At 67.2% G+C, this 20,423-nt stretch carries 12 protein-coding genes; 8 read left to right on the forward strand and 4 right to left on the reverse strand.

Annotation, left to right across the window (positions count from 1 at the left end; genetic code table 11):
• Positions 1–265: 265 nt before the first annotated feature.
• Positions 266–4,417 (reverse strand): DUF4214 domain-containing protein, encoded by a 4,152-nt coding sequence (locus F6X51_RS23490; RefSeq protein ID WP_150966101.1) that lies wholly within the window; start codon positions 4,415–4,417, stop codon positions 266–268.
• Positions 4,418–4,785: 368 nt separating this feature from the next.
• On the opposite strand from F6X51_RS23490, the gene F6X51_RS23495 reads away from it, so the two are divergent.
• From F6X51_RS23495 to F6X51_RS23530, 8 genes are read left to right on the forward strand one after another with little or no spacing between them, the layout of a single operon-like run.
• Positions 4,786–7,050 (forward strand): polysaccharide deacetylase family protein, encoded by a 2,265-nt coding sequence (locus F6X51_RS23495; RefSeq protein WP_150966102.1) that lies wholly within the window; start codon positions 4,786–4,788, stop codon positions 7,048–7,050.
• Positions 7,047–8,423, forward strand: coding sequence for a tetratricopeptide repeat protein (locus F6X51_RS23500; RefSeq protein ID WP_150966103.1), 1,377 nt, complete (start codon positions 7,047–7,049; stop codon positions 8,421–8,423). Before F6X51_RS23495 ends, F6X51_RS23500 begins: the two co-directional genes overlap by 4 nt.
• 31 nt (positions 8,424–8,454) lie before the next feature.
• Entirely contained in the window at positions 8,455–9,549 is a 1,095-nt protein-coding gene (locus tag F6X51_RS23505) for a hypothetical protein (RefSeq protein WP_150966104.1), read from the forward strand.
• Positions 9,537–10,538 (forward strand): hypothetical protein, encoded by a 1,002-nt coding sequence (locus F6X51_RS23510; RefSeq protein ID WP_150966105.1) that lies wholly within the window; start codon positions 9,537–9,539, stop codon positions 10,536–10,538. The genes F6X51_RS23505 and F6X51_RS23510 overlap by 13 nt, the downstream gene beginning before the upstream one ends.
• Positions 10,522–12,063, forward strand: coding sequence for a GT4 family glycosyltransferase PelF (pelF, locus tag F6X51_RS23515; RefSeq protein WP_150966106.1), 1,542 nt, complete (start codon positions 10,522–10,524; stop codon positions 12,061–12,063). The genes F6X51_RS23510 and pelF overlap by 17 nt, the downstream gene beginning before the upstream one ends.
• A 3-nt stretch (positions 12,064–12,066) precedes the next feature.
• The gene (gene pelG / locus F6X51_RS23520; RefSeq protein WP_150966107.1) at positions 12,067–13,467 is read left to right on the forward strand and encodes an exopolysaccharide Pel transporter PelG; all 1,401 of its coding nucleotides are present in this window, start codon (positions 12,067–12,069) and stop codon (positions 13,465–13,467) included.
• A 38-nt stretch (positions 13,468–13,505) separates the two neighbouring features.
• Complete coding sequence (locus F6X51_RS23525) at positions 13,506–14,843, forward strand: polysaccharide biosynthesis/export family protein (RefSeq protein WP_150966108.1); 1,338 nt, start codon at positions 13,506–13,508, stop codon at positions 14,841–14,843.
• Positions 14,844–14,870: 27 nt separating this feature from the next.
• A complete protein-coding gene (locus tag F6X51_RS23530; protein ID WP_150966109.1) occupies positions 14,871–15,791 on the forward strand; it encodes an MJ1477/TM1410 family putative glycoside hydrolase in 921 nt (306 codons plus the stop codon).
• Between the two features lie 52 nt (positions 15,792–15,843).
• Here the strand turns inward: F6X51_RS23530 and F6X51_RS23535 are convergent, their stop codons facing one another.
• From F6X51_RS23535 to F6X51_RS23545, 3 genes are all read right to left on the reverse strand, one after another.
• On the reverse strand, positions 15,844–17,898 hold the full coding sequence (locus tag F6X51_RS23535; RefSeq protein WP_150966110.1) for a carbohydrate porin: 2,055 nt from the start codon (positions 17,896–17,898) through the stop codon (positions 15,844–15,846).
• A 330-nt stretch (positions 17,899–18,228) separates the two neighbouring features.
• The gene (gene sseA, locus F6X51_RS23540) at positions 18,229–19,077 is read right to left on the reverse strand and encodes a 3-mercaptopyruvate sulfurtransferase (RefSeq protein ID WP_150966111.1); all 849 of its coding nucleotides are present in this window, start codon (positions 19,075–19,077) and stop codon (positions 18,229–18,231) included.
• A gap of 93 nt (positions 19,078–19,170) precedes the next feature.
• On the reverse strand, positions 19,171–20,181 hold the full coding sequence (locus F6X51_RS23545) for an NAD-dependent epimerase/dehydratase family protein (protein ID WP_150966112.1): 1,011 nt from the start codon (positions 20,179–20,181) through the stop codon (positions 19,171–19,173).
• Positions 20,182–20,423: the final 242 nt, after the last annotated feature.

The raw sequence follows: 20,423 nt of genomic DNA on the forward strand, positions 1-20,423 counted from the left end.
GACCGTCCTCCAGGGTGGCGATCCCGGCCGAGTCGTAGCCCCGGTACTCCAGCCGCCGCAGCGCCTCGGTGACCTGCGCCGCCACGGATTTCTGCCCGACAATGCCGACGATGCCGCACATGGACTTGATGCTCCAACGATGAATTGCGCGCGTGTCTCGGACCGCGGCCGACGTCAGTGGCGACCTGCGGGCGATCCCGCCGAGGATGGTTGGTTTCGGATCCAGCCCGCCAAGCCGGTCCGGCTTGGCGGGCTGGGTGCCGGCTCAGGCGACGAGGTGCCAGCCGGCCTCGATCTTCGACAGCAGGTGCATTTGGGCCTCCGGGCTCTCCGCGATGCCAAGGGCGACGTCGGCGCGCGAGACCCCGTTGCTCAGGAGCCCCGTCCAGCCCGCCAAGCCTCCGGTTTCCGCATGTCGTCCGAGGGCATGCTCATACAGCGCCTCGACGTAAGCGGCATCGGTCGGAGTGCCGAATTGAGCGGAGTACTCGCCTGATCCGAGGAAGCTCTGGGCGATGCTCTGCAGCGACACACCTCCTGTGGACATGGCCGTCCAGGCGTCCAGTCCGGACGCATCCGGCGCCCGGTTGAGCAGGCCGTAATAGAGGCGTGCGACGTCCGTCGCGTGGTTGTCGGCCGTGAAGATGCCCGCATCGAGCGCGGGTTGAATGCTCGCCACGTTCTCTGGCGAGAGAGCGAACTGCACGGCAACGTCGGCTTTGCTCATGCCCTGATCGAGGGCGCTGGTCCAGTGCTGCACCCCATCGGCTTCGCCGGCGCGATGCAGGGCGGAGTGATAGAGTGCCTCGACGAAGGACTTGTTGTCGGCGATCCCGAGGAGTGCTTGACCTTCCGGCGATTGCAGAAGCATCTCCGCGAGATCGTGCAGCGACATGCCGCTGTTGAGGGCACCGGTCCAGTAACTTTGCCCACCGACATCCGAGGGTCGATCGAAAGCCGCGTCGTAAAGGGCGTAGACTGTTCCGGCAGGGGTGTGGACATCATGGCTCACCATCCCGAAATGGTGCGCGTTCAGAGGCTGCGGCGCTCCATCGGTTCCGCCGCCCGTGCCGCCCGAGCCGCCGGTGCCTCCTGTGCCGCCGCCAGTCCCGCCGGTGCCCCCGCCTGTACCGCCAGTCCCGCCTGTACCGCCTGTACCGCCAGTCCCGCCCGTGCCGCCGGTGAGATTCAGCAACGAGCTCGCGATGCCGGCATTGCCTGCCGTATCCGCCCAGGCAGACGATCCTGCTCCGCTACCGAGAACTTGGATCGAAGCCGATAAAGTGCTGGCACCAGCCGGCGTGAACAACGCTGTGTAATGCGTGGCATCCGTCGGGGTGATCGTCCCCAACGTTCCGCCGGTCACCTGCACATCCGCATTGTCGAAGCCCGACACGGCCTCGCTGAAGGTGAAGGTGATGGCATCCGACTTTCCCACCTCGAGTACCGATTGAGCAGCCGCCAGGCTCACACTCGGCGCCTTCGTGTCGCCCGTAAGGGTCAGGGCCGTGCTGGCGGTCCCGGCCTTGCCTGTCAGGTCGGTCCATAAGGCCGTTCCCGTCCCGCTCCCCAAGACCTGGATCGACGCTGTCAAGTTGTCGATACCGGCCGTGGGCGTGAACAAGGCCGTGTAGTGCGTCGCATCCACCGACGTGAATGTGCCGAGCGTTCCGCCGGTGGCCACCACGTCCGCGCTGTCGAAATCTTTCACCGCCGCGCTGAACGCGAACGTGACCGTCGCCGTCCCGCCCGCCTTGACGCTGGTCGGCGAGGCAGACAACGCGACCGTCGGTCCCGTCCCGCTCGTCGGAGGCGCCACCAGATTGACGGCGACGTCGTGGGTCCCCGTTGCTCCCAGATCCAACGTCAGGTGCGTTCCGGTCGCATCCTGGACCTGCTTGACGACCGTGGCGCCGGTGACCGCGACGATCTGACCGTTGAGCTCCGCCAGATCGAGGGTAACCTGCCCGTCGCCCGTCACCTTGAACGAGAGGTTGCGCCCGTCCCCCGACAGCGAGAGTAGATCTGCGCGCATCGGCAGGGAGGTGATGTGCGTCTCGGGCTTCGTACTGGTCCCGAGTTGAATACTGTAACTCGTACTCGTGCCGGTCGACGAAGCCGGGAGGAACACGCTATCCCCATCGTAGGCGTACCATCCCTTGCCGCCTGACGACACGCTCGCGATGTGATAGCCCGTTCCGAGGTCGAGGGCGAAATTTCCTAAATTTCCGCCACCGACATTCGCCGTCACCGTGCTGCTGCTGCTGTCGTAGCTGTAGTCGAAGGTCGCGTTCTTGGACGCCGCAATGCGGTCAGCCAAATCGGCCAACGTGACGAACTCGCCGCCCTTCTGATAAGCATACTGGATAAAACTCGTATACATATCCGTCGTATAGGGAGACGTACTACCGGCGCCACCCGTCGGCCACATCGTCGCTCCGTAATCGTGCCAAGTCCAGAGCGCGACGGGAAGATCCGAATGCAGGCTGAGGGCGTCGAATTCACTTCGCCATTCCACGGCCGCCGCCGCAGCAGTCAGTCCGCCTCCAAATTGAGGCAAAGCCTCCACGAGACTGAAGTCCGATTTCATGTTCGGAGCCAAGAAGGTTTGCTGCGCCGTCGCCGCAGCCGGGGTGGCATACCCGAACGCTCCCGGGTAATTCGCCCCCACGCCCGTATATCTTCCCGTCACATACGTGTAATTCGACGGATCGGCGAAAATCTTCCCGTCGAGATCCACCGTCTCGGGCGCCCCGGGGACCGCAAACCCCACGACATTGTTGCCAACATTCAGCTCGATCTGCTTTTCCGAATCCTGCAGCTCGGTCGCGAGTTGCGTGGCCGGAATTGCACCGAGATCCTCCGGGTGAGTGATGGAGTGGCTGCCGATCTCGCCACCCATAGCAATCAACTGCTTGAAGTACGGCGCAGAGACGGACCAATTGGTCCCAGTGCCGTTGGTACCGTTTCCATTGCCGATATCGACATAGTACGATCCGGCAAAGTCGTAGTCTTTCTGCCACTGTTGGACAATCGATTGAAATTTATCCAGGATTCCTTGCTTGCCGGCGCCCGGACTGACGTCCTCCGGGTTCATGACTTGGTCCATATCGACGCGCGTCGCGACTATGGACGAAAAACGGCTCATCTGCAGGCTTAACTCGGGTCCCCTGTCTTTTTGAGTCTGGATTGTATAGTCCAGAGCGTGGCTCAACATGTTGCTATCAGCCAACATGCCCTCGGTCGCGAAGAAGACGTTGCTGCCGCCGGTATGTGTGGCGAGGATCGCGTTGTAAGTCCCGGGGATGGTTCCTCCCGTAGAGGTTTGGGTTGCGACGACTTGCGTATTCGCCCCGTCAACACCGGAGAAATAAGCGGTACCCACCTGCGACGTCGCGTTCGCGTTATAGGTATGGATTGCCTCGTTTGCGGCATAGCCGATGACCGGTGCACTGTTTCCGGATGCCGTTACCGTGACGGACGAAACGCTGTCACCATTCACTCGCTCCACGCCGAGCAGCGATTTCATGCGTGCGTAGGAATCTCCCGCAAGGGCATTGCCGGCCTCATCGTTGGTCATGAAGTTGCCAGCCGCGATCAGGCTGACACCGTATTTGTAAACGGCGTCGGTCAAAGTGTTCTGGATTGCGCTGACATCTGCCGACTTGACGTTGGCGAAAGACGGAAAGATCAGGGTATCGTATTTCTTCAGCGTGTCGACGTTGGTGAGATCTGCCTCCGAGAGTACGTCATACGGAACGCCTGCCATCGTCGCTTGATTCTGGGCAGCCATGAAGAGGTCGGAGTAGGCCGTCGTGTTGAAATACTTTGCTGCGCTCGTTTCCGAGTAAACAATGCCAACCTTCAGATGCCCGTCATCGATATGCGTTGGCGGAACGTTAATCCCGTATTGCAGCGCGTAATTGCCGGGGAGATACGCGGCCGCAGCATCGTTGACGTCCACGGCGAGGCCGATACCGGGTATCGTACCTGACGAAAAGGATGAGCTGGTCTGTGCCAGACTGCTCTGTGGGATCGCCAACTCGACGATTTGTTTATTATCGGAAAATTTGTACTGAAGCGTGCCGGCAACGGGAGTCTCGACACCTGTGGTTGAATCAATTGCGTAAAGGCCCGGATTTCCGTCAGCGCCAAATTCAATCTTGTATTCAGCCCCAACCCCGAAGCCAAACACCTGATATCCCGTTGTAGAATTCTTATCCGTGTTCAGCCAGATCGTCGTCTTCGGTCCAATCGTGGCTTCTGCTCCGGTACCCAGCTGAAGAGCAAGGTAATAGGTGCTCGTGGTCGTGTCGAATTTCCCGTAAACGCTGTACCCCGGCACAGGTGCTGTCGTGTCAATCCGGTCGGCAGCCGTCCACTCGTCCAGCTTCCCGTCGATGGAAATTGTTGACACGGCTGTTTCTCCTATACTTTGCAGATTGCAATCCGCTGACGTGATCAGCGCTGAGGATTCTTGAATTCAGTGGCGCGTTGCGCAATTTTCATTAGCAGGACAAAGATTTCGCGCGATTATTGTCTTGGTACGGTCTCAATCAATCGCGGATTTCTCTATGCAATCCTAATTGCAATTGCAAAGTAAAGGCAATCTAGCTCTTTGGTGCTACAATGAGTTAGCCAATATGATTTCTGGTGCTGCGACAAACCTCAGACATATTTGGTTCGCTGAGAGATGAAACGCTCTGGAGCCAAGCCGCTATGTCGGGGCGAACGCACCGGCCCCGCTTCGTTGTCGAGCGCATCGCCCAGGACGTGAGAGCATTGATGAGCTCAGGTTTCACACCGCATCGGACCGGGCTCACGGCGTGCGGCATGGGCATCTGGATGTGCTGGCTCGGCCTGCTGATCGTTCTGCCCGGGAGCGCAGCGGTCGCATCCTCCGCGGTCGGCCGCACCGTCCTGGCTCTCTATGATGGTGATGTCGAGCATGTTGCGGCCGAGACCCGGATCCACCGCTACGCCGAGCTTCCGCTCAATCACCTGGGCTTCGTGGTCGAATACCGGGATGTCCGCCAAGCCCTGCCGAGCGCCGGCGACGTCTCACGCTATGCCGGTGTTCTGAGCTGGTTCTCGGCGCCTCCGGCTGACCGCCGGGCCTACCTCGACTGGGCGCGGATCGCCTTGCGATCGGCGCGTCGGGTGGTGGTTCTGGGCGCCAGCGGAGGCTCTTACTGGACGGATGACGCCGTCGCGGTCGATGCCGTCCTCGGCTCGATCGGGCTGCGGCATGGTCGTCGCGCGGTCGAGCTGACGCTCGGAACGATCCTCCGGGCTCCGAACCGCGCCCTCGTGGCATTCGAAGGACAGCGCGACCCTGTCCTTCCGGCCTTCGAGGTCGTCGAGAAGCTGCGACCGGATTTCGAACCCTGGCTCGAGTTGGCCGTGCCCGAGCGCGAGGGCGGCGGCCATAGCGTCGTCGTCGGGGTGAGCAGCCGAGGAGGCTACGCGGCGTCCGGATACGAGATCGTCGAGGACCCGGCGTTCGGCCGCGCCCGCTGGCTCATCGATCCGTTCACGTTCTTCGCGCGCGCTCTGCGGGACGAGCCGTCGCCCATTCCCGATGTCACCACCCTCTCGGGACGCCGGATCTTCTTCAGCCACGTCGAGAGCGAAGGGCTGAACAACGTCGTTCTGACGAAGGCGAAGGAGCAGGTTCTCGTCGCCCAGATCTTCCAGGAGGAGATCGTCAATCGATACACCGACCTGCCGGTCACCTTCGCCCTGACACCCGGCGATCTCGATCCGACCATCGGCGGCAACGAGACGCCGCGCGAGTTCGTGCAGGCGATCTGGTCCTCCCCGCAGGTGGAACCGAGCGTCGCCTCCTACACCAGGCCCTATCGTTGGGAATATTTCGAAACCTACGATCGTGCGCGTGAAGAGGATCTGATCGCGCATGCGCGAACGCCGGGCCGGTTCGGGCTGCGGCGCCTGGCGGATTATGTGAATGGAAGCACGCGCACCGATCGTTTCGTCGCCAAGGCACGCGAGTATCCGCGCAATTACCTGCTCAAGCCGTTCGATCTCGTTCAGGAAACCGAAGGCGCCGCGGCTATCGTCCGTGATCTATCGCCGAGCGACAAGCAACCGCGTCTCTATCAATGGACCGGAGATGCGCGCCCCTCGGAGGAGATGATTGCGGCGACACGTGGTCTCGGCCTCCTGAACATCAATGGCGGCGAGGCGCGCTTCGATCAGCTCTATCCCTCGGCTGCCCACCTGCCGCCGATCGCACGCCCGGTCGGAAATCAGCGCCAGATCTACGCCGTCGGAGCCGACGAGGTTCCCCTCGTCCGGATGTGGCGGCCCGCCGTCGAGGCCCTGCGCGGCCTTCGCACGACGCTCGGAAACACCGAGGCGCCCCGCCGCCTGAAGGGCTTCAACCTTCATTACCACCTGATGACGATCGGCAATTCCGAGGCCCTGCACCTGATCCAGGCTTACCTGGACGAAGCACGGAACGCCCCGGTCATCCCGATCCGAACCTCGGATTATGCCGCGATGGCCGACGACTTCTTCCGCGTCGAGATCGTGGCGACGGGTCCGTCGAGCTGGTCGATCCGGAATCGCGGGGCCGTGCAGACCCTGCGGTTCGACGAGGCCGACACGGTCGAGATCGACCTCGCGCGGTCGGAAGGCGTGCTCGGCAGCACCCGGCAGGGCAGCGTCCTCTACGTCTCGCTCGATCCGGCGGTGGCGACGGTGCGTCTGGCTCTCGGGGCGGCCGGATCCAAGCCGTGCAACCTTGTCGGTCTCCGGGACAGCCGCTGGCAGGTATCGGGGTTGAGCCGTGACACGTTCGCGTGGCGCTTCTCCGCTCAGGGATACGGCCCTGGCGATTTCACCTGGGAAGGCGTCGCCCCGGGCCGCTATCGGGTCGAGGCGCACCGCGCCGACAAGCTCGTGTGGAGCGTCGATGTCGAGCCGGACGCACGGGGGCAGCTCGCCTTCTCGGTCGCACCGGCGGCCATCGAGCCCCTGTCCCTCTCCATCGCGCGGCAGCAGGATGCCGCGGGAGGTGTCCGGTGAGCCTCACGCGGATCCTCATCGCCGTGGCCGTCGTGATCTGCGCGGTCGCCGGCTACGCTCTCCAATCGGGTCCGGAAGAGCGCATCGCCATGCTGATCCGCGATGGCCGGCAGGCCGAAGCGGTGACGGAGATCGAGCGCATGCTCCAGACCGGCCGTGCCAAGCCGCGCGTGCTCATGCAACTCGCGTTGCTGCAGGAGGGCATCGGCAATCCATCACGCGCGACCGACATGATGGAGCTCTATGTCCTGGCGCGCCCAAATGACCGGGACGCGCTCACCTGGCTGGTGAAGGCGTACGAGGCCTCCGACAACGCGGCCGGCCTCGCCGAGGCCCTGACCAGACTCATCGCGGTCGATCCGGCCCCCGCCTATGTGGCCCGCCTCGCAACGTCCCATCGCTACGCCGGCCGCTACGACGAGGAGCGCAAGGTCCTCGAACAGGCCGCATCGACGGGGAAACTCGAGCCGCGGCTGCTGGAGCGGCTCGGCGCGCTCCTCGCCGCGGAGGATCGGATCCCGCGCGCCCTGGATGTCCTGCGCGAGGTTGATGCCAGGTCGGTGGCGGAGGCCGAGCAGCCGCGTCGGCTCCTGTTCGAGCTGCTGATCGGGTGCGGCCTCTACGCGGAGGCGTCCGAGCGGGCCCAGGCCTGGCTGGAGCGCTGGAACAAGCCGTGGCTCGCCACCCAGTTCACGCTGCGCCTTGCCGCAAAGGCTCCGCCGGAGACCGCCCAATCCCTGGCGGCCGCCAGCGCCGCCCTGCATCCGGATGCGCGGCTCTACCTCGCCAAAACCCTCGCCGACCAGGGCAACCGCCGCATCGCCGCGACGCTCCTGGCGGGATGGCCGTTTCCCGACCAGCCCCTCACCAAGGTCGAGATCGAGGGGTACGTCGCCGCATCTGTCGCGGTCGGCAATCCGGGGGCCGTCTGGGCCACATTCGCCAGGCTGCGCACGCGGCCGGTGTCGCCGGAATTCCAGGCGATCTTTGCTGAGGCGATGGCCGTGCAATTCGGCCTGCAATCCATCGCGCTTCTCCAGCCGCCGCTGCCTCCCGGTGTCCTGCGTACCCGGCCCGTCTTTGCGGCGCGCCTCGCCATCGCCCGCGGCGAAGGTTCGAGTGCCGGTCGCATCCTGGCCGCGGCGGACCTCATGACCATGCCGGACCCCGATCTGGAGGCCTGGCTCGAACTCCTCCTGCGGGCCGACACGCAGCAGGGCGCTTTCGCGATCCTCGGCAGCCTGCGGCAGCGCCGTCTGCTCCCGAGCAAGCTGATGCCAGCCTATCGCGGCCTCGCGGCACAGCTCGGTCATCCTGTCGGACCGGAGAGCGTGCCTGCGGGGACGCGGCGCCTCGCCAACAACGCCCACTGAGCACGGCCAAGAGGACCGAGAGGACAGCATCATGCTCAGGCAGCTCCCCAGAACCCTCGGCAACGGCGCGGACGTGCTCGCGCGCCAGCTCTCGGGCCTGCGCGGCAAGTACGAAGCCTGCTTCCTGTTCCTCCTCCTGATGATCGTGGAGTGGCTGATCCCGGGACCGGCCTCCCTGGCGCAGATCACACCGCACCCCTTCTGGTTGCCCATCATCCTGATGAGCGTGCAGTACGGCAGCGGCACCGGCCTCATCGTGGCCGCACTCGCCACCGCCCTGAGCTGGTTGGCGGGGTGGCCGGCTCAGACCTCGCAGGAGGATTTCTACACCTACTCGATGCGGGTCTGGCGCGAGCCGGTCCTCTGGATCGGGGCCGCGATCGTGATCGGCGGCCTGCGCAATCGGCAGATCCGGGAGCGGCTCGCCCTGGAGGAGCGCCTGCACCAGACCGAGCACCAGCGCGACACCATCGCGGGCTTCTGCCACGACCTCCAGGAAGACCTGACCGCTCACGAACGTCAGGCCGCCACGGCGCACACCGGATCGATCGAGGCCGGGCTCGCGAGCCTCCAGCGCATCCGCACGACCGACGCGCTCGATACCGTGCGGCCCCTGATCCAGGCCGCTGTCACGGAATGGCTCGGACACGCGCATTGGACGCTCTATCCGCTCCGGGACGGAGAGCTCACCGCGGCGCGGGACGCGGTGGGCGATCCGGAGACCAGGGCTCCGGTCGACATCGTCCGCACGGCCATGGTCTACGCGGTCGCCTGCTGCAGGCCGAGGGTCCTGAGCGTCTTCGACGAGGCGGATGCCCGGTTGCTCGACGGCGTCGGCATCTTCGCCTGCCCGGTGCGTCCGATCGAGGGCGGCCCGCACCATGGCCTCCTGGTCATCGAGTCGGTTCCGCCCGATCGCTTGGTGCCGGCGACCGTCGGCGCGGTGCTGGCCATCGCGCACGCCCTCGGTGAAGCCTTCGACCGCGCCAATGGAACGCCGGAGACGGTAGTTCAGCGTTCGCAGGACGATGCGACGAGCCACCGCGATCCCGCCCGGACACGCGCGGCGTTCGAGGAGCCGCGCATGTCCGATGCTCTGACGGGGGACATGTCGTGCAGGTCCTGAGCCACGCCGCTCGCCTCTCCGCCGCACCGGTTCTCGCGCTCTCGGCGCTGCTCGTCGCGGAGGCCGGGTTCCTGTTCGGCGCACTGTCCCACCTGCTGACCGCGCCGGCTGCCCTCGCGGGGCACGCGATCGTGCTCGTCGCCTTCACGGCGGCACGGCGGGCATTCGCGGAGGATCTCACCCTCTTCGTCCTGGCCCTTCTGCTCACGGCATGCGCGGGCCCCCTGGGAACGGTCGGTGTCCTGGCGCTCTACCTGATGCTGTCCCTCACACGCGTCTCACCGCATGAGTTGGAGACCTGGTATCGGCAGATCTCCGGTGTCACCGAGGCCAATCCGGCCGTCGCCCTGTATGACAGGATCGTCGACGGGCGCGCGCGCAGATCCCAGGCCCAATCCCATTTCCCGAGCGTCCTCGGCGGCCCGCTCGCGCCGCAGCAGGCCCTGCTCGGGCTGATCGGTCTCGCCTATCACCCGGATTACAGGGTTCTGCTGAGACAGGCCCTGCACAGTGCGGAGCCGAGCATCCGCGTTCACGCAGCGGCCGTCTCCGTCAAGCTGCGCACCCGGGCGCGTCTCGATTTCCAGGATCTCGCCGGCGAGGAGAACGCGAGCGGATCCCCCGATGACCTCCATGTCCGGGCAACGCGCCTGGTGCGGCTCGCGGAAGGGGGCTTCCTCGACGAAGCCGACACGCGGACGGCGCGCGAGACGGCCCTCGACCACTGTCGGCGCGCCCGCGCGCTCGATCCCGAGCACGGCCCGTCGCTGACCCTGCTCTGCCGCCTCCTCTCCGATCTGCGGCGCTGGGACGACGTGCTGTCCCTGCGGGCGGCGCACGGACTGAACGACCGAGGCGCCGCCGCGACGGTGGCGGAGAGCCTGATGAAGCTGCGCCGCGCCCGTGACCTGCATGACGTCGCCAAGCGGCTCGCGCTTCCGGCCAAGACCTTGAGCATTGGGGACGTGCGTCATGCGCCTGGGGCCTAAGCAACGACCGAAGCCGGCCGAGGCGGATATCTGCCTCATCGTCGAGGGCTGCTACCCGTATGTTGCGGGGGGCGTCTCGTCCTGGATCGACTGGTTGATCCGGGGCAATCCCGGATTGACGTTCAGCGTGGTGGCCATCGTCGCGGGATCGGAGCCCCGCGAGGTGCGGTACCGCCTGCCGGACAACGTCGTCGGCTTGCAGGAGCTCCAGCTTCACGGCGACTTCGGCTCGACGGATTGGCGAGAGCACGGCGACACCGCGAGCGATGTCGGGAACGCCCTGTCCGAGACGCTGATCGAGTTGGTGAAGAGCGGAGGTCTACCCGCGTTCCAGGATCTCGTGCGCCTGGTCAACGACCCGGCGCGCGGCTTGTCGCTGCCGAGCCTGATGGCGTCGCGGCTCTCCTGGCAGGTCACCTGCCAGATGTACGAGCGGCTGATGCCGCACGCCTCGTTCCTCCACTTCTTCTGGGCTTGGCGCGCCCTGTTCGGCGGCCTGTTCGCGGTCCTGAAGGCACCGCTTCCGCCGGCCCGGATCTATCACACGATCTCGACGGGCTATGCCGGGCTGCTCGCGGCGCGGGCCGCGATCGAGACCGGTCGTCCGGCCCTGATCACGGAGCACGGGATCTACACCAACGAGCGTCGCATCGAGATCCTGATGGCGGAATGGATCTGCGACACCGTCGACAAGGGCATCAGCCTCCACGACGAGCGCGTCGATCTGCGCGATATCTGGATGCAGATCTTCGATGCGCACGCACTGATCTGCTATCAGGCCTGCCGCCGGATCATCACGCTCTACGAGGACAACCAGCGACTTCAGCGAGCGCTCGGGGCGCCGCCGGAGCGGCTGGCCGTGATCGCCAACGGGATCGACCTCGCGAAATTCTCCGGAATTGCCCGGGCGGAGTGCGACGCGACCCCGACCATCGCCCTGATCGGCCGGGTCGTGCCGATCAAGGACGTGAAATCCTACATCGAGGCCGCCTCGATCCTGGCGCGCGACGTCACGAACCTGCGCGCACTGGTTCTCGGACCGACCGACGAGGATCAGGGCTACTACGAGGAATGCCTGACGCTGGTGGCGGAGCTCGGAATGTCCGAGATCGTCCAGTTCACCGGGCCCGTGCGGATCGTCGACTACCTCGCGGAAATCCACGTCGTCGTCCTGACGAGCCTGAGCGAGGCGCAGCCGCTCGTCATCCTCGAAGCCGGCGCGGCGGGCATTCCGTGTGTCGCCACCGATGTCGGGTCCTGCCGCGAGATCCTCGAGGGCCGCTCCTCGGAGGTCCCACGGCTCGGGCCGGGTGGTGTCGTCACGCCCCTCGTGGACCCCGGCGCGACGGCGGCGGCGATTGCCGGGCTTCTTCTCGACCCCGAGCGCCGGCACGCCGCCGGCGAGGCCCTGCGGGCGCGCGTGCGACGCTACTACGCCTCGGAGGACGCCCTCGCGGCCTACCGGGATACCTACGCCGAATTCCTCGATGCCGCCGGTGCGGACGCCAAGCTGGTGGAGGCCTGAACGATGGCGGGGATCGGATTCGAACTGCGCCGCCTCGGCGGACGCGACGAGATCCTGGGACCGGTCGCGGCGGTCGCCCACGCGGCGATCGTGGCAGCCGGGCCTTGGCTCTACACCGTGATGGCGATCCTCGTCATCGGCGAGGCGGCGGCCCCGGTGATGAGCGAGGAAGCGCTCGCCTCCTTCCGGGTTCTCGTCGTCTACGTCTTCTCGCTGTCCCTCGTCGGCACGGCGCCGATCGCCATGGTAGGCACGCGCGTCCTGGCCGATGCCCTCTACCGGCGCCAGTACGGCGACGTGCGGGCGCTCTTCGCGCTGACGCTGCTCGCGGGGGGCGCCGCCACCCTCGTGCTCTCGGCGCTCGTCTTCCTCGTCCTCCTCCCGACGGCCCCGGATGTCGCGGCCGTCGGTATCGCCGCCTCTCAGGTCGTCAGCATGGTCTGGGTCGGCCTGGCGTTCTGCGGCGCGGTGCGGGACTACCTTCAGGTGACGCTCGCCTTCGCGACCGGGCTCCTCACCGCCGTCGGCTTGGCGGTATCGGCGGCTCTCGTCGATCTCGGCCCTGTCGCCATGATGTGGGGCTTCGCGGCGGGGTTCGTGGTGGTGTTCCTCTGGCTGACGGCGAGCTTCGCCGCCACCTTCCCGGCACCGTGCCGGACCCTCGCGGCGGCGCGCTCGGCCTTCCTCCAGCGCCTGCGCTGCAGCCCCTCCCTCGCCGTTGGCGCCCTGGCCGGCAGCCTGAGCGTTTGGGTCGACAAGTGGATCATCTGGATGAGCGGCTACGGTGAGCCCGTCGAGGCCGGCCTCATCCACGCCCCGATCTACGACGGTCCGATGTTCATCGCGAGCCTGACCGTGGTTCCGGCACTGGCGCTCTTCGTGACCAGCCTGGAAACCACCTTCTTCGACCGCTACCAGACCTACTTCCACTCGATCGACAACCACGCCACGCTCAAGACGATCCGGCGGCAGGCGCAGATCCTCGAGCGCGAGACGATGCGGACCCTCGCCGGCATCATGATGGTGCAGACGGCGCTCTGCATCATCGTCGTGCTGACGGCGCCCGCGATCGTCGAGGCCGTCAGCCTGCAGTTCCGTCAGATCGGCGTTCTGCGGATGGGCACCGTCGGCGCCCTGTTCCAATACTTGTTCATGTCTTGCTCGGCGTTGCTCATCTTCTTCGATGCGACGCGCATCTACGCCGCCCTGCAAGTCGCCTTCCTGGCGAGCCTTGCCGGCTTGACGCTGGTCTTCTCCCATCTCGAGCCGGGCACGCTCGGTGCCGGCTACATGGTGACCTGCATCGCCGCGGGCTTCGCCTCCCTCCTCGCTCTGATGAGGGTCCTGAGATCCATCGATTTCCGCGTGTTCGTCGGCAGTGCCACGAGCGCGCAACGGGCTTGAGCAGCAGCACGGCGCGACGCCGTGCAGGGAGACGGATCATGACGCGTAACGATCGGTTCGAAGCCAGACGGTGCCGCCCTCGGAGCCTCGGCGTCCTGGCCGCCCTGCTCCTGGCCATCTCGCCGATGGCGCCCGGGGCCGCACGGGCTGGAACCGAGCCCCTGCTCCGGGTCGGGGATCGGCTCAAGGTGACGATCTTCGAGATGATGGAGGTGCCCGACACCTCCGAGGCCGACAAGGGTGCGCAGCGCGAGGCGCCGTCGCCCCTCCTGCAGACCGTCTACCCACGGGTCGATCTTTCGGGCGAGTACACCGTGGAGCCCGGCGGAACGGTCGTTCTGCCGCTCTTCGGAGCGATCGAGGCCGTCGGCCGGCCGGCATCGGCCTTCAAGGCCGATCTCGGCGAGGCCTTCGACCGATTGTTCCACCGGCGCTGCAACATCACGATCTCGATGCTGCAGCGGGCGCCGATCTACGTCGTGGGCGCGGTCCGCAACCCCGGCTCCTTCGCCTACGCGCCCGGCTTGATGGTGATCCAGGCGGTGGCGCTCGCTGGCGGCGACATGGAGAACGGCACGCCCGCGCAGGCCATCGAGACGACGCGCGAGCATGAGCGCCGGGACGGAGCGCGCGATCGGCTGAAAGGGCTGTTCGTCCGCAAGGCTGTCCTCATCGCGGAGCGGGATGGGACAGCGGTGGCCCAGGCGCCCGCCCTGCGCGACCTCATCGGAGCGGACGCCTCGACGGCGCTGCTCGCGGGCGAGCAGCGGATGGCGCAGTTGCGTGCGAAGAACCAGGCCAGCGCGCGTGCTACGAAGGAGCGGGCCATCGTGGCCGTTCAGGACGAGATCGATCTCCTGCGCCAGCGCATGGCCAATTTCGATGCGCAGATCAAGGTTCGGGGTGAACGCCTGAAGATGATGGAGGCGCTCTTCGCCCGGCAGGTCGTCGAGAACGAGCGCGTGGCCGACGTGCGGCGCGACTACGTCGACATGGAAGGGCGCCGCCGCGACATCGAGATCAGCCTGCTGCAGGCCGAGCAGCGCCAGGACAACGCCAAGAAGGCCCTCGAGCAGAGCGAGCTTGAGCGCCGCCTCAACCTGGAGCGCGACCTCGCGCAGGTCGAGGGCGAGATCCAGCAGGCCGAGCGCGCCTACGCTGCGCTGAACGCGACGACGGCCCTGATGGCACGCACGGGCCCGGCGCCGAGCCGGGAGGCGGGAGCCCTCGTCTACGACGTGGTCCGGCGCACGGGCGACGTCACCGAATCCCTCCGCGCGGCCGAGCTCGACGCGCTCGAGCCGGGCGACGTCCTGCGCGTCCGGGTCGCGCCGGCGGAGCGGGTGAAGGCGACCGATCAGGTCGCCGAAAAGTAGGAGCGCGCGCTCCGGACGGGAGGCACCATGGCGAAGCTCATGACACGCAGACCCCTGATCCTCACCGGCCTCCTCGGCATCGCGGGCCTCGTCAGCGGTCTCGGGGCGGCCCCTCTGCTCAGCTCACGGGCGTCGGCGAACCTCGCCGGCGTCAAGGTCGCGAACTGGGGCTGCCAGTATCAGCGCATCGCGCTGGACTCGATCGCGGCCTCGGATCTGGACCTGATCGTGATCGATCCGATCGTGGAGGGCGAACGGCTCGGGCCGGCCGGGGTCTCGGCCCTTCGAACCAAGCCCGACGGCGGGCGCCGCCTCGTCCTGGCCTATCTGAGCGTCGGGGAAGCGGAGAGCTACCGCGCGTACTGGCAGCCCGGCTGGCGCGACGCTCCGCCGGCTTGGCTCGGACCCGAGAACCCGCGCTGGCCGGGCAGCTTCGCGGTCCGCTACTGGCTGCCGGAATGGCGGAGGCTGCTCCTCGGGGAAGGGGGCATGTTCGACGCGATCCTCTCGGCCGGGTTCGACGGCGTCTTCCTCGACCGCGTCGATGCCTACGGGGATTGGCGGGGCCGCGAGGTGCAGGCTCGGCGCGACATGATCGACCTGATCACGACGCTCTCCTCGACCGCGAAGGCGCGTCATGCGGGGTTCCTGCTCGTCGCACAGAACGCCGAACCGCTCTTGGCGAACGAAACCTACTGCGCGGCGATCGATGCCGTCAGCAAGGAAAGCCTTCTCTACAACCTCCATGGCGAGGGCGTCGCCAACTCGGACGAGGATGTCCGCTGGAGCCTGACCTATCTCGAGAAGGCGCATGCCCGCGGGCTGCCGATCCTCGCGATCGAGTACCTCGACGATACGTTGAGCCGCCTGAGAGCCAGGGCACGGTTGAGCCGCCTCGGCTTCGTTCCCTTCTTCGGCAACCGCCTGCTCGATCGCTTGCCCGCCTGAGGCACGGCCCTCGGGCGGGATCTCGACGCGGCCCCGCGCGGGACCGCCCGCCTCAGAAATCCGCGTGGATGCGGGTGCCGAAGAAGCTCGCCGGACCCCGGTCCCGGTTGTAGCCGGGATTGGCCACGTATTGGTAATTGAGCGATACGGTCACGGCCTTGGTGAGGCTCAGGGCGTAATAGGCCTCGACGGCGCGCTCGGGGGCATAGTTCAGGCGCCCGTCGCCGATCAGGAGGCCGAGGCCGCCATTGGCGAAATAGGCGCGGTGCGCCGGCGAGAGGCCGTTGAGCGTGGCACCGAGGCCAACCGTGTCGCCCGGCCGGTTCCAGGCCGTGCCCTTCAGCGACAACCCGCCCGAGACGCTGCGATCCACGTCGGTGAAGGACAGGTTCTCGTTGCGGCCGTCCGCGGCGCTCGCCCGCGCGAACAGGCCGAGATCGGCGGTGAGGGCCTGTTCGAGGTTCAGGTAGAGCCCGCTCTTGCGCCGCGGGCGCCGGGTCGCGGCGGCCGCGTCGTTGATGTCGGCAAACAGCCCGGCCTGGGTCAGCGTCACGACCTCGCGGTAATTGGCGGAATTGCCGACATTGCTGAACAGGCCGAGCCGGATCTTGCCCGGCTGATCGAGCCCGGGCAGCACGTGGCGCTCCTCGACCTCGATGGTAGCCCCGCCCCGGCGGAAGACGCGGGGATCGAGGACGTCGTTCGAGGGCTCCTTCGGCACCTGCGTGTAGGCGGCGCGGATCGCGAACGCGGCCTGATTGTACTCGACCATCAGGCCTTGGGTGAAGCCGGGGAGGTTCGCCGGGAAGTCCCAGGCGGTGGATGCCCAGAGCGACCAGTTCATGAAATCGATGCGCGGGTCGTGGGCGTAGGCGTTGCCATCGAAGAAGTCGCCGAGGGCGAACTTGCCGGCCACGACCGTGATCCGCTCGATGTCGCGCCGCGTCGCGACCTGGTTCGGCCCGTCGGGCACGTCCTCGGACTCGCCGCCGAGCCCGAAGGTCTGGCGTACGAAGTAGCGGTTCGAGCGCAGCTTCGGGAAGGGCGCCCCCGCCTTCTGGGCCTCCCCGTTGACGAAGCCCGCGATGCCGAGGGTGCGGCTGAGGCCGAATCCCTGCGAGAATTCCGGATTGTAGTAGAGTTCCGTGCCCTCCAGGAGCTTGAACCCGATGAAGGCCGTGGCGGTGGTCGTCGCCTGCGCCTGGTTCGGCACGAGACTGTTCTCGCCCCTGTAGGGCGATCGGAAGCGGGGCACCGCCTGGTTGAAGAAGGTGGTCTGGCCATGGAGCGAGAACCGGCCGGTCTCGCCGTTGCCGGGACCGAGGGTTGAGGCCTCGTCGGCCTCCGCCGGGAGGCCGAGCCCGCCCGGATACCAGGACAGGCGCGCCAGCATCTGGTTCGAGGTGAAGCCGACCCGGGTCGAGACCAGGCCGCCCGCAGGCCCCGGAACGCTCCCGAGGTCGAAGCGGCCGCTCCGCCCGAGATCGACGTAGCGATAGTCAAGGCCGAGGGCGAGGCTGTCGCTGATCGCATATTGCACGCCGGCGCCGAGGGTGAATCCGAGGCGGCCGAGGTCGCGGCGCTGCGTGGCGAGCGGCCCGCCGGTCAGGTCCGGATAGCTCGCGAGCAGCCGCGTCTCGGCCCCCGCGAGGCCGAAGGTGGCGTAGACCAGGGATCGCTCGAAGCTGTAGCCGAGGCGGCCGCGCAAGGTTCCGTAGAGATCGGTCTTGGCACGGATCACGCTGAAGACGGGATCGGCCTCCCCGTAGCCGAAGCCGAGCGCCGTCGAGGCGACGGGGCGCTTCAGGTTGGCCCCGGAGAGGTCGGCCTCGAGTCCGTAGAGCCAGGGGCCGGATTGCCAATTGTAGCCGCCGAAGGCGCCTCCGACCGCCGTGGTGGCATCGCGGCCCCTGTCCGAGCGCCCGGTGGCATCACCGGTCTTGAAGGCCGGGATCGTGCGCCCGCCGATGGTGGTCGGGCCGAATGCGAGGGCGCCGAAGGACGCACCGGCGCTTCCCTGCAGGCCGAGATAAGGCCCCGACCAATCGACGAAAGCCGGCACCGCGCGGGGCGCGGCAGGATCGGCAGCGTGAGAAGACGGGGACATGAGAGCGAGACCCAGAGCGGCCGCACCCAGCAACCCGCAGCGCGGCGTCACCGTCGATTCGCACTTCGCGCCGTGCCACCCCAAATCCCGCTCCCGCGCTCGATCCCGAGCGAGATATAGCAAGTGCTATATTTCCGGCAATCGTCGGATTCGCTGGCGGAGCCGTTGCGGGCTCCGCGTTGCAAAAATGACCCGACGTTGTCTGCGCAACAGGAGGATGACGCCCGGAGGACAAATCGTAGGACGGGCTTGCAAGCGCGCGGGGCTGTGCTCCCGGCGCATCGATGCCCCTCCGAGGCGCTGGATCTGCTTCGGCGCGCTCGGGCCGCCTTAGGCCGGGCCGGTGGCGACCGGACGGCGCGCGTCGGCGCCCCATTCCGACCACGACCCGTCGTAGAGGGAGCGGGCCGGGCGTCCGAGGGTCTCCAGCGCCAGGGAGATGATGGCTGCCGTGACGCCCGAGCCGCAGGTCGTGATCACGGGCTGGTCGGGATCGACACCGTTCTCGGCGAAGATGGCGCGGAGTTGCTCCGTGTCCTTCAGTCGCCCGTTCTCCTGCAGGGCTGCATAATGAAGGTTGCGGGCGCCCGGCATGTGGCCGGGGCGGACGCCGGGTCGAGGCTCGGCTTCCTCGCCGCGGAAGCGCGGTGCGGAGCGCGCGTCGACCACCTGAGTCGCGCCGGCGGATAGGGCGCGCGCGATGTCACCCGCGTCCGCCACGGCCCCATGATCGAGGCGGGCGGTGAAGTGGCGCCGGTCGCGCGGGTGAGGCTCGCCGTCCTCGGTCGGATAGCCGGCCTCGACCCAAGCCGGGAGGCCGCCGTCGAGCACGGCCACGTCGCGAACCCCGAAGGTGCGCAGCATCCACCAGACCCGAGGGGCCGAGAACAGGCCCATGCCGTCATAGACGACGATGTGCATGCCATCCCCGATGCCGAGGCTTCGCATCCGGGAGGCGAAGACCTCGGGACGCGGCAGCATGTGGGGGAGGGACGAGCCCTCGTCGCTCATGGCGTCGATATCGAAGCGGATCGCGCCGGGAATGTGGGCGGCGCGGTACTCGGCCGCCGCGTCGCGCCCGGCGGCGGGCAGGTACCAGGACCCGTCGAGGACGATGATATCCGGTGCGTCGAGGCGCTCATGGAGCCATGCGGGCGTGACCAGGGGTGATGTCGCCATGTGGGATCCGTCCTGCGGCGTCGGGGGCGGCACTCAATCACATAAGGCGCGCGGTTGCACGGGGCAGGGGCGAGGAGGGGAAGGCGGATCCGCTCAGGCGCCGTAATAGCTCCGGTACCACGCCACGAAGGCCGGGATGCCGGTCTCGATCGGGGTCTCCGGTACGTGGCCGACGAGAGCCTGCAGAAGCTCGGTGCTGGCCTCGGTGCGGGCCACGTCGCCCGGGGGGAGGGGCTTCAGGATGCGCTGGGCCCGGCATCCGAGCGCCCGCTCAAGCGCATCGATCATCGCGTCGAGGCGCACCGGACGCCCACCCCCGATATTGACGAGGCGATAAGGGGCGCTCGAACTCAGGGTGTCGAAGGGGCCGACCGGTCCGCCCGCGCCGGGCGCGGAGGGCGGCGCGTCGGCGAGCCGCCGGATCGCGTCGACGAGGTCGTCGATATAGGTGAAGTCGCGCTCGGCCGCCCCTCCGGCGAAGACCTCGATCGGCTCGCCGGCAAGGATCTTCCGGGTGAACAGGAACAGCGCCATGTCCGGTCGGCCCCAAGGACCGTAGACCGTGAAGAAGCGGAAGGCCGTCGTCGGGATGGCGAAGAGGTGGCTGTAGGAGTGGGCCATCGCCTCCATGGCGAGCTTCGAGGCCGCGTAGAAGGTGAGGGGGCTCACCGCCCGGTCGGTCTCGCGGAAGGGCAGGGCGGTGTTGCCGCCATAGGCTGAGCTCGTCGAGGCCAGGAGCAGGTGGCGCACGGGATGCGCCCGCACGGCCTCGAGCAGGTTGAAGCTGCCGATGAGGTTCGAATCCGCGTAGGCCTGCGGGTTCTCCAGGCTGTAGCGCACGCCCGCCTGCGCGGCGAGGTGGACGACGATGTCCGGCCGGATCCGCGCGAGGAGGTCGCGCAGCAATCCCGGGCTTTCCAGGCGCCCCTCGACGGCCTCGAAGGCGGGATCGGCTTCGAGATCGGCATGACGGGCGCGCTTCAGCCCGACGTCGTAGTAATCCGAGAACGCGTCGAGCCCGGTGACGGCGTGGCCCTCGTCGAGGAGCCGCCGGCTCAGATGGTAGCCGATGAATCCGGCGGAGCCGGTGACGAGGACACGCATCCGCTTCCCTTCTGCCAGAGCGAGCTCGGATCGTCGGACCCGCAGGATGCCGGAGGGACGCGACGACCCGCTGGTGAGAGAGCCGCTTCCACGTTCATGGCAGAAGGGTCCGCAACGCGTGACCGCCACTACACGCTGCGGCCGACAGCCTCAAGGAAGCCCCTCGGATCGGCACGGACGAATACGCAGAGAATCGAGGGCACGCGCCGTGGAACAGGCCCCGTAGCCGGGACTTGAGCAAC

The sequence above is a fragment of the Methylobacterium planeticum genome (assembly GCF_008806345.1).
In the GTDB taxonomy this organism is placed as follows: Bacteria; Pseudomonadota; Alphaproteobacteria; order Rhizobiales; family Beijerinckiaceae; genus Methylobacterium; species Methylobacterium planeticum.